8 protein-coding genes are annotated in these 14,104 nt (G+C 60.5%); 3 read left to right on the plus strand and 5 right to left on the minus strand.

The window, feature by feature from the left end:
* Nucleotides 1–82 precede the first annotated feature (82 nt).
* Nucleotides 83–748: a peptide-methionine (S)-S-oxide reductase MsrA gene (gene msrA / locus CAF77_RS09990; RefSeq protein ID WP_064382877.1), complete on the plus strand. Its 666-nt coding sequence runs from the start codon at nucleotides 83–85 to the stop codon at nucleotides 746–748.
* Between the two features lie 160 nt (nucleotides 749–908).
* On the opposite strand, the gene CAF77_RS09995 is transcribed toward msrA, so the two are convergent.
* The 5 genes from CAF77_RS09995 to putP form a co-directional block, all read right to left on the minus strand.
* The gene (locus CAF77_RS09995; protein ID WP_064382876.1) at nucleotides 909–1,748 is read right to left on the minus strand and encodes a 23S rRNA (adenine(2030)-N(6))-methyltransferase RlmJ; all 840 of its coding nucleotides are present in this window, start codon (nucleotides 1,746–1,748) and stop codon (nucleotides 909–911) included.
* Nucleotides 1,749–2,404: 656 nt separating this feature from the next.
* Nucleotides 2,405–2,716 carry a hypothetical protein gene (locus CAF77_RS10000; protein ID WP_064382875.1) on the minus strand — a complete coding sequence of 104 codons (312 nt, stop codon included), beginning with the start codon at nucleotides 2,714–2,716 and terminating at the stop codon, nucleotides 2,405–2,407.
* A 312-nt stretch (nucleotides 2,717–3,028) separates the two neighbouring features.
* Nucleotides 3,029–3,781, minus strand: coding sequence for a DUF4123 domain-containing protein (locus tag CAF77_RS10005; RefSeq protein ID WP_139831585.1), 753 nt, complete (start codon nucleotides 3,779–3,781; stop codon nucleotides 3,029–3,031).
* Nucleotides 3,726–5,741 carry a type VI secretion system tip protein VgrG gene (locus CAF77_RS10010; RefSeq protein WP_064382873.1) on the minus strand — a complete coding sequence of 672 codons (2,016 nt, stop codon included), beginning with the start codon at nucleotides 5,739–5,741 and terminating at the stop codon, nucleotides 3,726–3,728. The genes CAF77_RS10005 and CAF77_RS10010 overlap by 56 nt, the downstream gene beginning before the upstream one ends.
* Before the next feature lie 353 nt (nucleotides 5,742–6,094).
* Nucleotides 6,095–7,579 (minus strand): sodium/proline symporter PutP, encoded by a 1,485-nt coding sequence (gene putP, locus CAF77_RS10015; RefSeq protein ID WP_064382872.1) that lies wholly within the window; start codon nucleotides 7,577–7,579, stop codon nucleotides 6,095–6,097.
* Nucleotides 7,580–8,035: 456 nt separating this feature from the next.
* Here putP and putA point away from each other — a divergent pair, with 456 nt between their 5' ends.
* Nucleotides 8,036–11,989: a trifunctional transcriptional regulator/proline dehydrogenase/L-glutamate gamma-semialdehyde dehydrogenase gene (gene putA / locus CAF77_RS10020; protein WP_064382871.1), complete on the plus strand. Its 3,954-nt coding sequence runs from the start codon at nucleotides 8,036–8,038 to the stop codon at nucleotides 11,987–11,989.
* 277 nt (nucleotides 11,990–12,266) lie between these two features.
* Nucleotides 12,267–14,069 carry an acyl-CoA dehydrogenase gene (locus tag CAF77_RS10025; RefSeq protein ID WP_064382870.1) on the plus strand — a complete coding sequence of 601 codons (1,803 nt, stop codon included), beginning with the start codon at nucleotides 12,267–12,269 and terminating at the stop codon, nucleotides 14,067–14,069.
* Nucleotides 14,070–14,104 lie beyond the last annotated feature (35 nt).

The following is a 14,104-nucleotide window of genomic DNA, read 5'->3' on the forward strand; positions in this document are numbered from 1 at the left end:
TTTGCCTGGTGATTAACCGGGCATCATTGGGCACACTGTGGGTCAGCTTATAGACATCCCATCCTGACTGAGAGGAACGATCATGGTTCTGCGCTCGGAAATTCTGGTGAACAAAAACGTGCTACCGACTAAAGAACAAGCTCTGCCTGGCCGCGAAACCCCGATGGCCCTGCCTGAAAAACACTTTGTTTTCATCGAAACGCCGTTGCTTGGTCCGTTCTTTCAGGACGTCGACTTCGCAATCTTCGGGCTGGGCTGCTTCTGGGGTGCCGAGCGCCGCTTCTGGCAGCGTGAAGGCGTGGTCAGCACCGTGGTTGGTTACGCCGGCGGTTACACGCCGAACCCGACTTACGAAGAAGTCTGCTCGGGCCTGACCGGCCACGCTGAAGTGGTGCTGGTGGTGTTCGACAAGGCCAAGGTCAGCTACGAAGAGCTGCTGGCGATGTTCTGGGAATTGCACAACCCGACGCAGGGCATGCGCCAGGGCAATGACATCGGCACCCAGTACCGTTCGGTGATCTACGCGACCCATCCGGAGCAACTGGAGGCGGCGTTGAAGAGCAAGGCTGTTTATCAGGCCGAACTGTCGAAGGCGGGTCTGGGTGAAATCAGCACCGAGATTGAACAGGCGCCTACCGTTTACTTCGCCGAGGCCTATCACCAGCAGTATCTGGCGAAAAACCCGGAAGGCTATTGCGGGATTGGCGGCACTGGCGTGTGCATGCCGCCGAGTCTGGCGGGGAACTGACCGCGACCACTGATCGTTCCCACGCTCCGCGTGGGAATGCAGCCCGGGACGCTCCGCGTCCCAACAGCGGACGCAGAGCGTCCGTTGAGGCATTCCCACGCGGACGGTTCGACGCCTCGACGTTGGAACGATCATTTACGTGGGAACGATCGGTCAGTGATCAGCTTTCGGCGATCAACCAATCCATCTGCCATCCACCCTGGGTCTGCCCAAGCTTTTTGGATAACCACGGCAGCAGCTCACGCAATTCTTCCTCCAGCCCCCACGGCGGATTGGCAATCGCCAGGCCAGAGCCGTTCAGGCTGTTCGGCGTATCCAGTGGATGCACCAGCAACTCGACCCGCAGCAACTTCGGCGCACCGGTGCCGGCCAGATCCTGATAGAAACGACGCAATGCGCGCTGATCCTTCACCGGATACCAGATGGCCGCCACGGTTTGGCGCATCCGCGAGATCGCCTCTTTCAGCGACGCCGCACAACGCTGCATCTCGTCGAGCTTCTCGAACGGCGGATCGATCAGCATCACCGCTCGCTTCTCGGCCACCGGCAGCAGCGCCCGCGCCACATGCCAGCCCTCGCCCAGATGCACGGCCACACGGCGGTCGCCCTTCATGTTGTCCTTGAGCAGTACGCCGTCTTCCGGGTGCTTCTCGTTGAGCAACACACGATCCTGGGAACGAGTCAGACGCCGCGCCAACTCCGGCGAGCCCGGGTAATAACGCAACTGGCCATCCGGGTTCATCTCGTGCAGCACTTTCATGTAGTCAGCGGTCAGCGCCGGCAGATCCGGCTGATCCCACAACCGCGCGATGCCTTCCAGATACTCGCCGGTACGGTTGGCCTGATCGCCCTGCAGGTCATACAGACCGATGCCGGCGTGGCTGTCGAGATAGGCAAACGGCTGCTCCTTGCGCGACATCAGGGCGATGAGGCGGGTCAAGGTCAGGTGTTTGAACACATCGGCATGATTGCCGGCATGGAAGGCGTGACGATAATTCATGGCTGCTCCTGCGAGGGCCGTGAAGTTTACCTTTTACCGGGCGGCAAGTCAGGGGTTGGGGGCTGAGTGGGTGACAACCCTCCAAAAGCCCCTGATAAAACGGGACTGCAATGAGTGGAGTCGCCCGACCAATTTAGCGCAGCATTAGCCTGATTCCGACGACTGGTACCTTTTTAAATGGAATCACGACCTCTGCCTGTCAACTTTGACAGTATCCATCTCACCGAAAACAACACCTAATCAGGTGACAGGACCAGCGTTCGTTAACGCTTGTAATGTTTCAATCCATTGCAAAGAGGATCGTCATCAATGGCACAATCCATTACCACCACATCAGGTACTGGCACTGTTGCGAAAGTCTCAATCGGCCCAGGCCCGATCCCGGGATCTCAGGCGTTTGGTCAGGATTCCATCATCAGCGTAACCCTTGATAACGGAGGTGGAACATTTGACGCAACAACGCAAACACCGCCGTCCGTAATCGCTGGAGACAGAGTCAGGGTTACGATCACCGATGGCCCGCTGGGAAAACTCATAAGTGACGTTACAAAAATCTGAAAAAACAAATGGAGAGAGCTTGTTTGGCGCGCTCAAGCGGTACGGTGCGATAAGCCGACAAGCTCCCTCGTCTCAAGGCTATGCCTCGCCTACTAAAGCTACGAGCGTAGTCGCTTGCCAATCACATCCAACACATCACAACCATCACGCAGCGGTATCACGCAGAGCTGGGCGAAGTCGCTGAGGATGACCGAGTCGCACTCGACCGAGCCGCGCATGCACATGTTTTCCAGGACCTGGATCACCGCGCGGATGCGGTAGTTGGCGGCGTCCATCAGGATGTCGAGCGGGGCGTGGGTGTCGATGAACAGGGTGGGCATGTCGTTGCAGTTGCTGGTCAGCGCCATGAGGCGGTTGTCGGGGTGGGGGATGAAGGGTTCGTAGGGTGGATCGGGTTTCAATGTTGGCACTGGACTGACTCCTAACGTATTGGATGAAGCCGCCAACTATCACTTCCACGCATTAGGTGGCGGCTGTACGCAGGTGTGGAAGACCGGGACGTTAGGCACCCGGCGCACTCGAAAGCGCCCCGCGCACAGCCACCATAGGAGACAAACATAAACGGCGTCTGTCTGGTAAGCGCCTAACGATAAAAGGGCTTCCACGCCCTGTCACCGAATTTGCGGTGACAACCAAAAGACTATCCCCGCCCGCCCTCGCCCACCAGTTCATGAAAACCGTCGCAACTCGCAGGAAACGTCCGAAGCCTTTGCCCGGAAATTTCACTCTGACTCGTCCCGCAAGTAGTCCAGCAAAGCCGAAGCCGACGACTCGTCCGACGCCGAAACCGCAAAAAACCTGACAACCTTGCAGCGCAGGACATCGGCGGGAAACGCCTCGAACAACCCAGGTTGCTCCTCGCTCAACCACTGCAAGGCGTTGTTGATCCGGGCGTCGCCGCCGAATTGCGCCAGCAGCTTTTCCGGCACTGACCACCAAGGAAACTCCCGACCCGAGACCCGCGCCCGACCCCCGATCTCGACGGTCTGACCGTTGATCAATCCTCGTGTGAGGACCGGTAGTAGTTGCCCGGCATCCACCTCGGACGACTCAAGAATCGGCAACAAAAACCGCCCATCCCAAAACCGGAAGAACACCGCTTTCCCGTCCGGCATCAGCACCTGAGTCAAACTGCGAAAGTGCTCGACCACCGCCTCAAGCCCCGCCGAAGAAACCGCCACCCAACCCCAGTCCCGAGACTCCGTGGTCGCCACCCAATCCAGAAACTCACTGCCCGCGTCGACGATTCCCACGTAGGGCATCACCGCGTCCCACTCGGCATAGATCGTTTCCGCCCAGACCGGTTTCGGCATCTGCGCTTTCAGCGGCCAGGCCTTCAGCGGCTCCGCCGCACTGGCGCTACTGAAAATCGCGAACAACTGCTCCGACGGCTTCAGCGGCACATCCTTCAACCATTGATCAGGCTGCACAGACACCACCTTTGCAGCGCTCGCATTCTTCACAGAAAGGCGCATCACCTTTCAGGCTCATGATTTGCGCAGCAGTCAGAATCGCAGCTGGGGCTGCCGCCAGTTTTTCCGGCAACCCCGGCACCGTCGGCGTCGCACTCATCGCCGCCATCGGCGCACCACCCACCACAATCGGCACGCTGCTGAAGATCCCGCCGGGGCCGATGTTGATCCACTGCCCGCCCGCCTGAATCGTCGCGCTCGCGCCGCCGTCGATTACCACTTGCTGGCCGGCGCTGACGTGGAATTGACCACTGGCGTTGATCGCCTGATTGCTCACGCGGATGTGCCGGTCGCCGGTCACCGTGAGGTGGTCGTCCTGCTTCACCTCGGTCTGACGCTGGCCGTGGGTGATGCGCTGTTCATCGGCTTTCAGCTCGTGCTTGGCGAGACCTGTGACGACAACGCTGCGCTGGTTATCCACCTGCACCTGCTGATCGTTCAATACGTGCTGGGTCCAGTTTCGCTGGGCGCGCAGGTAGATTTCCTCGGCGCCTTTGCGATCTTCGATACGCAATTCGTTGTAGCCCCCACCGCCGGGACTACTCTGGCTGCGGAAAATACTGCGGGTCTTGTCGGCCGGCAGATCCAGCGGCACCGGCGTGGCGGCGTTCGGCAGGCAACCCATGACCAGCGGTTTGTCGGCATCGGAATCGATGAACCCCACCAGCACTTCCATGCCGACCCGCGGAATCAGCACGCTGCCATAACGGTCATGAGCCCAGCCGCTGGCAACCCGCAGCCAGCAACTGGAATGCTCGTTGAGTTCACCGTCGCGATCCCAGGCCAGTTGCACCTTGACCCGACCGTACTCGTCGCAATGGATTTCACTGTCTTGCGGGCCGGTGACCACGGCAGGCTGATAGCCAAGCATCCGCGGTTTTTCCGGGCCCATCGGCGGGCGGAAGAACACGTCCCACGGCGTGGCGAGAAAGGTATTACGGTAGCCCTGGAAGTCATCACCGTCGCTGGTCACCGATTCCTCCAGCACTTGCGGCTGTCGGCCACGGTGTTCGATAGCAGTCAGCAGCCAGAGGTCATTCAGATCCTGGCGCGGATGCTCGGTCAGTTGCAGGAAATGTCCGCTGACGAGAGCGGATTGATCGCTGCGGCCCTCGGCCTGACGGTAGTCGGCGACATGTCGTTCAAGGGTGCGCTGGGCCAGTTGCTTGCCGGTTTCGCGCTCGGTGAACTGGCCGGGAAACTGGTAATCCTCCAGCACCGGGCGCTGTTCGCTTACTGCACGGCTTTGCAGTGCCAGCCGGGGTTTGGTGAAGTCGTAATCACGCCGGGTGACCACGCTGGTGCGGGTTTCAACGCGTACGGTGAAGCGCTTGATCGCCGGTGCCGATGCGGCCATGCCGCTGCCCGGCAGGTACAGCGTCGGCTTGGTCAGACGCGGGAATACCGTCTGATCGTCGCCGAACACCAACAGATGTCCGTCCGGGCTGTGCTGAAAGTGAAAATGAATACCGACTTCGGCACACAGCCGCTGAATGAACGCCAGATCGCTTTCGGCGTACTGCACACAATATTCACGGGGCGGGTAATCGCTGCCGAGGCGAAACGTGAAGGCATCGCGCAGGATCGCGTGATCCTTGAGGATCTGCGTCACGATCTGCGGCACGCTTTGATGCTGGAAGATCCGCTGATTGATCCGATGACCCAGGTAGGCCAGACGCGGAACGAGGCTGACGTGATAGCGGGTCAGACGCTTGCCGGAATCCCCCTGCCCGACCCGATAGATCTGACCGTGGATACCGGAACCGTCTTCATCAAAACTCAGAAACGCCTGACAGTGCAGCAGGCTTTCCAGATCCAGATCCGGCCGTTCACTGACCAGCTCCAGGTCGAAGCGGAAGGGTTGGCTGATGGCTTCCTTGCCCGTGAACTCAAGGACTTTGAGGTCAAACTGGGCGCCTTCGACGGTCAACGTGAAACGCGGTTGATTGGCAGGCGCGAACATCCGATGTCTCTCTGCAGAATGAGGGCGGGCGATTCTGCATGAGGGGCAAGGGGTGCAGGACGGGTGACTGAAAAATCAGATTTTCCCTACTTGAAACTTCGATTTGGCCTTCAACAATCGACGTTTTCAACTACAGACACATCCGTCAGAAATATCGCAGAACCCTGTGGGAGCTGGCTTGCCAGCGATGAGGTCGGCACCTCCAGCATTCCGGGCGACTGACGCATCGCCATCGCTGGCAAGCCAGCTCCCGCAGGGATCGCCAGCGCTGATCAGAAATCGCAGGCAATAAAAAACGGCCCGCTTCCGGGTAGGAAACGGGCCGTTTTCTGGTGAGCCTCAGCTCATTTCCATCACTTGTTCAGATGGAAATCCTTCTCGGCCGCTTCAAAGCGCTGAACCATGCCGGCGCTCGGCTGGCCCATCAGGCTGACCAGGTAGATCGCCAGGCTGGCGAAAATGAAGCCCGGGATGATTTCGTACAGACCCAGCAATTCGAAATGCTTCCACACGATCACGGTGATCGCGCCGACCAGGATGCCGGCCAGTGCGCCGTCACGGGTCATCTTTTTCCAGATCACCGAGATCAGCACCACAGGACCGAAGGCCGCACCGAAACCGGCCCAGGCGTAGGACACCAGACCCAGCACGCGGTTTTCCGGGTTGGCAGCCAGGGCGATAGCGACCAGCGCAACCAGCAGCACCATGGCGCGACCAACCCATACCAGCTCGACTTGCGAAGCGGATTTACGCAGGAAAGCCTTGTAGAAATCTTCGGTCAGGGCGCTCGAGCACACCAGCAACTGGCAGCTCAGGGTGCTCATCACTGCCGCGAGAATAGCCGACAACAGCACGCCTGCAATCCACGGGTTGAACAGGATTTTCGCCAGTTCGATGAACACACGCTCGTGGTTTTCGGTCACTGGACCGGCCACTTCCGGGTGCGCCGAGAAATAAGCGATACCGAAGAAGCCCACGGCCACGGTGCCGCCCAGGCACAGGATCATCCAGGTCATGGAGATACGACGGGCGTTGGCGATCGACTTGACCGAATCAGCGGCCATGAAGCGCGCCAGGATATGCGGCTGGCCGAAGTAGCCCAGACCCCAACCCATCAGCGAGATGATGCCGATGAAAGTGGTGCCCTTGAGCATGTCGAAGTTGCTCGGGTCCTGCGCTTCGATGGCCAGGAACGTGGTATCCACGCCACCGGTAGCCAGCAGCACGATGATCGGCGTCAGCAGCAGTGCGAAGATCATCAGCGTGGCTTGTACGGTGTCGGTCCAGCTCACCGCGAGGAAACCGCCGACGAAGGTGTAGGCAATCGTCGCCGCAGCGCCGGCCCACAGCGCGGTCTCGTAGGACATGCCGAAGGTGCTTTCGAACAGACGGGCACCGGCCACGATGCCGGAAGCGCAGTAGATGGTGAAGAACACCAGAATCACCACTGCCGAAATGATGCGCAGCAGACCGCTCTTGTCTTCGAAACGGCTGGAGAAGTAGTCCGGCAGGGTCAGCGCGTCACCGTTGTGTTCGGTTTGAACACGCAGGCGACCGGCAACGAACAGCCAGTTCAGGTAGGCACCGACGATCAGGCCGATGGCGATCCAGCTTTCGGACAGGCCGGACATGTAGATGGCGCCCGGCAGGCCCATCAGCAACCAGCCGCTCATGTCGGAAGCACCGGCGGACAATGCCGTCACCACGCTGCCGAGGCTGCGGCCGCCAAGAATATAGTCAGAAAGGTTGTTGGTGGAGCGATAGGCCATGAAGCCGATCAGCACCATTGCTGCAATGTAGATCACGAACGTGATCAGGGTTGGATTGCTTGCGCTCATTACGTACGTGCCCTGGCTTTGTTTTTATGTAGCGGCGGCGGTTGCACCGTTTGCAGACTGACGTCTGACAGACGATTCGCACTGCCGCGCATTTATGACCAATGTTTCCCCAGGAAAGCCATTGGCCGGTGCGTCGGGTTCCCCCGGTTGCACCTTGGGCGCGAATCCTATGCAACAAAGCAAAACAGGTGCAACCAGTTTCTTGAGAATTAGTTGCACCCAGTCGGATTTATCCTACGGAAGTCGCTTTTTGCTCCCTTTTAACGCAGTGACAACGCTTTTCTAGAAGCAAAAGCACCAAGCAAGAGCAGCACTTTCGTACCAGAAATTATTTCCTGACGAGCTGCAGAATATTCCGACAAAAAAGGGTTGCACCCGGTTGCACCTGTTCCGGCTCGCGGCTAATCTTGCCGCCAGCTGTTGTCGCGCAACTGCGGCACCTATGAGGATAAAAATATGGCTACCACCACCCTTGGGGTCAAACTTGACGACCCGACCCGCGAACGCCTGAAGGCCGCCGCAACCTCGATTGATCGCACACCGCACTGGCTGATCAAGCAGGCAATTTTCAATTACCTGGAAAAACTCGAGGGTGGTGCAACCCTGACCGAGCTGAACGGTTTGTCCGCCAAGGACACCGACGACGCGGGCGAAGTCCATACCGATCACGCTCACCAATGCTTCCTCGAATTCGCTGAAAGCATCCTGCCGCAATCGGTGCTGCGCGCCTCGATCACCGCCGCTTATCGTCGCCCTGAGCCGGAAGTGGTACCGATGCTGATCGAGCAGGCTCGCCTGCCGGCACCGATGGCCGAAGCCACCAACAAACTCGCCGCGACCATCGCGGAAAAACTGCGTAACCAGAAGAGTGCCGGCGGTCGTGCAGGCATTGTTCAGGGTCTGCTGCAGGAGTTTTCCCTGTCGTCCCAGGAAGGCGTGGCGCTGATGTGCCTGGCCGAAGCGCTGCTGCGTATCCCGGACAAAGGCACTCGCGATGCGCTGATCCGCGACAAGATCAGCACCGGCAACTGGCAGCCGCACCTGGGCAACAGCCCGTCGCTGTTCGTCAACGCCGCAACCTGGGGCCTGCTGCTGACCGGCAAACTGGTCTCCACTCACAACGAAGCCGGCCTGACTTCGTCCCTGAGCCGCATCATCGGCAAGAGCGGCGAGCCGATGATCCGCAAGGGCGTCGACATGGCCATGCGCCTGATGGGCGAGCAGTTCGTCACCGGCGAAACCATCGCCGAAGCCCTGGCCAACGCGAGCAAGTTCGAAGCCAAGGGTTTCCGCTATTCCTACGACATGCTCGGTGAAGCGGCGCTGACCGAACACGACGCCCAGAAGTACCTGGCCTCGTACGAACAAGCCATTCACTCGATCGGCAAAGCGTCCCACGGCCGTGGGATTTATGAAGGTCCGGGCATCTCGATCAAGCTGTCGGCCCTGCACCCGCGTTACAGCCGTGTCCAGTACGAGCGCGTGATGGACGAGCTGTACCCGCGCCTGCTGTCGCTGACCCTGTTGGCCAAGCAATACGACATCGGCCTGAACATCGACGCCGAAGAAGCCGACCGCCTGGAGCTGTCGCTGGATCTGCTCGAGCGTCTGTGCTTCGAGCCGCAACTGACCGGCTGGAACGGCATCGGTTTCGTGATCCAGGCCTACCAGAAGCGTTGCCCGTACGTGATCGATTACGTGATCGACCTGGCTCGCCGCAGCCGTCATCGCCTGATGATCCGTCTGGTAAAAGGCGCGTACTGGGACAGCGAAATCAAGCGCGCCCAGGTCGAAGGCCTGGAAGGCTATCCGGTCTACACCCGCAAGGTGTACACCGACGTTTCCTACATCGCCTGCGCCCGCAAACTGCTGTCGGTGCCGGAAGTCATCTACCCGCAGTTCGCCACGCACAACGCCCACACCCTGTCGGCGATTTATCACATTGCCGGTCAGAACTATTATCCGGGCCAGTACGAATTCCAGTGCCTGCACGGCATGGGCGAACCTTTGTACGAGCAGGTTGTAGGCAAGGTTTCCGAAGGCAAGCTGAACCGTCCGTGCCGTGTGTACGCTCCGGTCGGCACCCACGAAACCCTGCTGGCGTACCTCGTACGTCGTCTGCTGGAAAACGGCGCCAACACCTCGTTCGTCAACCGCATCGCCGACCAGTCGATTTCGATTCAGGAACTGGTGGCCGATCCGGTTGCACAGATCGAGCAGATGGCAACCGTGGAAGGTGGTTTCGGCCTGCCGCACCCGCGCATTCCGCTGCCGCGTGATCTGTACGGTTCCGAGCGCGCCAACTCCAGCGGCATCGACATGGCCAACGAACATCGTCTGGCTTCGCTGTCCTGCGCCCTGCTGGCCACCGCGCACAACAATTGGAAAGCCGCGCCGATGCTCGGTTGCGCCTCCAGTAACGAAGCGCCGGCACCCGTGTTGAACCCGTCCGATCTGCGTGACGTGGTCGGCCACGTGCAGGAAGCCACGGTCGAAGACGTCGACAACGCAATCCAATGCGCCCTGAACGCCGCACCGATCTGGCAGGCCACCCCGCCGGCCGAACGTGCCGCGATTCTGGAACGTGCCGCTGACCTGATGGAAGGCGAGATCCAGCCGCTGATGGGCCTGCTGGCCCGCGAAGCCGGCAAGACCTTCGCCAACGCCATCGCCGAAGTCCGCGAAGCCGTCGATTTCCTGCGTTATTACGCGGTGCAGGCACGCAACGATTTCAGCAACGACGCCCACCGCCCACTGGGCCCGGTGGTGTGCATCAGCCCATGGAACTTCCCGCTGGCGATCTTCAGCGGCCAGGTTGCCGCCGCACTGGCCGCCGGTAACCCGGTGCTGGCCAAACCGGCCGAGCAGACTCCGCTGGTGGCCGCACAAGCCGTACGCTTGCTGCTCGAAGCCGGGATTCCGGAAGGCGTGCTGCAACTGCTGCCGGGTCGCGGTGAAACCGTCGGCGCCGGTCTGGTCGGCGATGAGCGCGTCAAAGGCGTGATGTTCACCGGCTCCACCGAAGTCGCGCGTCTGCTGCAGCGCAACATCGCCGGTCGCCTCGACAACCAGGGCCGTCCGATTCCGCTGATCGCCGAAACCGGCGGCCAGAACGCGATGATCGTCGACTCTTCGGCACTGACCGAACAGGTGGTGATCGACGTGGTGTCGTCGGCCTTCGACAGCGCCGGTCAGCGTTGCTCGGCCCTGCGCGTCCTTTGCTTGCAGGAAGATTCCGCTGATCGCGTCATCGAAATGCTCAAAGGTGCAATGGCTGAAAGCCGTCTCGGCAACCCGGAGCGTCTGTCCGTGGACATCGGCCCGGTGATCGACGCCGAAGCCAAGGCCGGTATCGAGAAGCACATCCAGGGCATGCGCGACAAAGGTCGCAACGTGTACCAGGTGGCCATCGCCGATACCGAGGAAGTCAAACGCGGCACCTTCGTCATGCCGACCCTGATCGAGCTGGAAAGCTTCGACGAACTGCAACGCGAGATCTTCGGCCCGGTGCTGCACGTGGTGCGCTACAAGCGTAAAGAGATCGACCAGTTGATCGCCCAGATCAACGCCTCCGGTTACGGCCTGACCCTCGGCGTGCACACCCGCATCGACGAGACCATCGCCAAGGTGATCGACAACGTCAACGCCGGTAACGTCTACGTCAACCGCAACATTGTGGGTGCCGTGGTCGGCGTCCAGCCATTCGGTGGTGAAGGCCTGTCGGGTACTGGCCCGAAAGCCGGTGGCCCGCTGTACCTGTACCGTCTGCTGTCGACGCGTCCTACCGATGCCATCGAACAATCCTTCGCTCGCGCTGATGCTGCCGTGGCGCCGGACGTTCGTCTGCGCGACGCCATGAGCAAACCGCTGACCGCTCTGAAAGCCTGGGCCGACAGCAACAAGTTCGCCGACCTGAGTACCCTGTGCGTGCAGTACGCGGCGCAGTCGCAAAGCGGTATCACCCGCGTACTGGCCGGCCCGACCGGCGAAAAGAACAGCTACGCGATCCTGCCGCGCGAGCACGTGCTGTGCCTGGCGGACATCGAAGGTGATCTGCTGACCCAACTCGCTGCGGTACTGGCGGTGGGCGGTTCGGCGGTCTGGCCGGAATCCGACACCAGCAAGGCGTTGCTCGCACGCCTGCCGAAGGAAATTCAGGCGCGGATCAAACTGGTTTCCGACTGGAACAAGGACGACGTGGTGTTCGATGCGGTTCTGCATCACGGCCATTCCGACCAGTTGCGTGCGGTCTGCCAGCAGATCGCCAAACGTGCCGGCGCCATCGTCGGGGTTCAGGGCCTGTCCCAGGGCGAGACCAACATTGCTCTGGAGCGCCTGGTGATCGAGCGTGCGTTGAGCGTCAACACCGCGGCAGCAGGCGGCAACGCCAGTCTGATGACCATCGGTTAACTCCCGCGCGATCGTTCCCACGCTCTGCGTGGGAACGCCTCAAGGGACGCTCCGCGTTCCAGCCACGCTGCCGATTTCAAGCCTGGCACCGATGGGACGCGGAGCGTCCGGGGCTGCATTCCCACGCAGAGCGTGGGAACGATCAGTACAGCAACCTGAAATGGGCGCCCTCACCGGCGCCCATTTTTTTGGCCTCTCCATCACCGTTATCAATCTTCCTGTTCAGCATTTATTCGCACGCCTAGACTCGGTCCATTCCAAAAAAAGGTAGGCCGACATGTCCGAGACGCTGCTCAGTTCCCGCAATCTGGCTTTCGAGCTGTACGAAGTCCTCGATGCCGAGGGCCTGACCCGGCGCGAGCGGTTTGCCGAGCACAACCGCGAAACCTTCGATGCCGCCATCGGCACGGCGCGCAACATCGCCGAGAAGTACTTCGCACCGCACAACCGCAAGGGCGACGAGAACGAGCCGCGCTACGAGAACGGTCAGGCAATTCTGATTCCCGAGGTGAAACCGGCGGTGGATGCGTTCCTCGAAGCCGGATTCCTCAACGCGGCGCGCAGTTTCGACGCCGGCGGCATGCAACTTCCTACACTGCTGTCCCAGGCCTGCTTCGCCCACTTCCAGTCGGCCAACGCGGCTTCAACTTCCTATCCGTTCCTGACCATGGGCGCGGCCAACCTGATCGAAAGTTTCGGCACCGAAGAACAGAAGCAACGCTTCCTGCAACCAATGATTGACGGCCGTTTCTTCGGCACCATGGCCCTGACCGAACCCCACGCCGGTTCGTCACTGTCGGATATTCGTACCCGCGCCGAGCCTGCGTCCGACGGCACTTATCGCCTCAAGGGCAACAAGATCTTCATTTCCGGCGGCGATCACCCGCTCTCGGAAAACATCGTGCACATGGTGCTGGCCAAGCTGCCGGACGCGCCGGCCGGGGTGAAGGGGATTTCGCTGTTCATCGTGCCCAAGTTTCTGGTCAACGATGACGGCAGCCTTGGCAAGCGCAACGACGTGTTGCTGGCCGGGCTGTTCCACAAGATGGGTTGGCGCGGAACGACGTCAACGGCGCTGAACTTCGGCGATAACGGTCAGTGTGTCGGTTATCTGGTGGGCAAGCCGCACCACGGTTTGAGCTACATGTTCCAGATGATGAACGAGGCGCGCATCGGCGTCGGCATGGGCGCGGTGATGCTCGGTTATGCCGGTTACCTGTATTCGCTGGAATACGCCCGCGAACGTCCGCAGGGCCGGGTGCCGGACAGCAAGGATCCGACTACGGCACCGGTGGCGATCATTCAGCACGCCGATGTCAGACGCATGCTGTTGACCCAGAAATCCTACGTTGAAGGGGCGTTTGATCTCGGTCTGTATGCGGCACGGCTGTTCGATGACACCACCACGCTGGAGACCGAAGCCGAGCGCAAACAGGCTCATGAGCTACTGGATTTGCTGACACCGATCGTCAAATCCTGGCCGTCCGAGTTCTGCCTGAAAGCCAACGAACTGGCGATCCAGATTCTCGGCGGCCACGGTTACACCCGCGAATACCCGGTGGAGCAGTACTACCGCGACAACCGCCTGAACCCGATCCACGAAGGCACTCACGGCATTCAGTCGCTGGACTTGCTGGGACGCAAACTGGCGCAGAACGGTGGCGCCGGGCTCAAGCAGCTGATTCGACTGATCGCCGACACCGCCGAGCGCGCGGTAGCGCACGAATCGTTGACCGCACTGCGTGAGCCGTTGGAGAAACTGGTGGCGCGCCTACAGAGCGTGACCATTGGTCTGCTGACCGACCTGGCTCAGGGCAAGGTCAACAGCAGCCTGGCGAACTCGGCGCTGTACCTGAAGGTATTCGGGCATGCGGTGATTGGCTGGCGCTGGCTGGAGCAGGCGATTCGCGCCGAGGAAGGGTTGGCCAAGGGCAATGCGGCGGATGCCGACTTCTATAAGGGCAAGTTGCAGGCGGCGCGCTATTTCCTGACGTGGGAAGTGCCGGGGTGCCAGCATGAGCTGGCGTTGCTGGAGGCGCGGGATGATACGTGTCTGGCAATGCAGGATGCGTGGTTTTGACCTCTTAATGATCGTTCCCACGCTCCGCGTGGGAA

Source organism: Pseudomonas sp. R15(2017), assembly GCF_002112685.1.
Taxonomy (GTDB): domain Bacteria; phylum Pseudomonadota; class Gammaproteobacteria; order Pseudomonadales; family Pseudomonadaceae; genus Aquipseudomonas; species Aquipseudomonas glycinae.

Excerpts from the sequence above, each read along its gene's own strand:
- msrA (WP_064382877.1), top strand. The coding sequence starts at position 83 with ATGGTTCTGCGCTCGGAAATTCTGGTGAACAAAAACGTGCTACCGACT.
- CAF77_RS09995 (WP_064382876.1), bottom strand. The coding sequence starts at position 1,748 with ATGAATTATCGTCACGCCTTCCATGCCGGCAATCATGCCGATGTGTTC.
- CAF77_RS10005 (WP_139831585.1), bottom strand. The coding sequence starts at position 3,781 with ATGCGCCTTTCTGTGAAGAATGCGAGCGCTGCAAAGGTGGTGTCTGTG.
- CAF77_RS10010 (WP_064382873.1), bottom strand. The coding sequence starts at position 5,741 with ATGTTCGCGCCTGCCAATCAACCGCGTTTCACGTTGACCGTCGAAGGC.
- putP (WP_064382872.1), bottom strand. The coding sequence starts at position 7,579 with ATGAGCGCAAGCAATCCAACCCTGATCACGTTCGTGATCTACATTGCA.
- putA (WP_064382871.1), top strand. The coding sequence starts at position 8,036 with ATGGCTACCACCACCCTTGGGGTCAAACTTGACGACCCGACCCGCGAA.
- CAF77_RS10025 (WP_064382870.1), top strand. The coding sequence starts at position 12,267 with ATGTCCGAGACGCTGCTCAGTTCCCGCAATCTGGCTTTCGAGCTGTAC.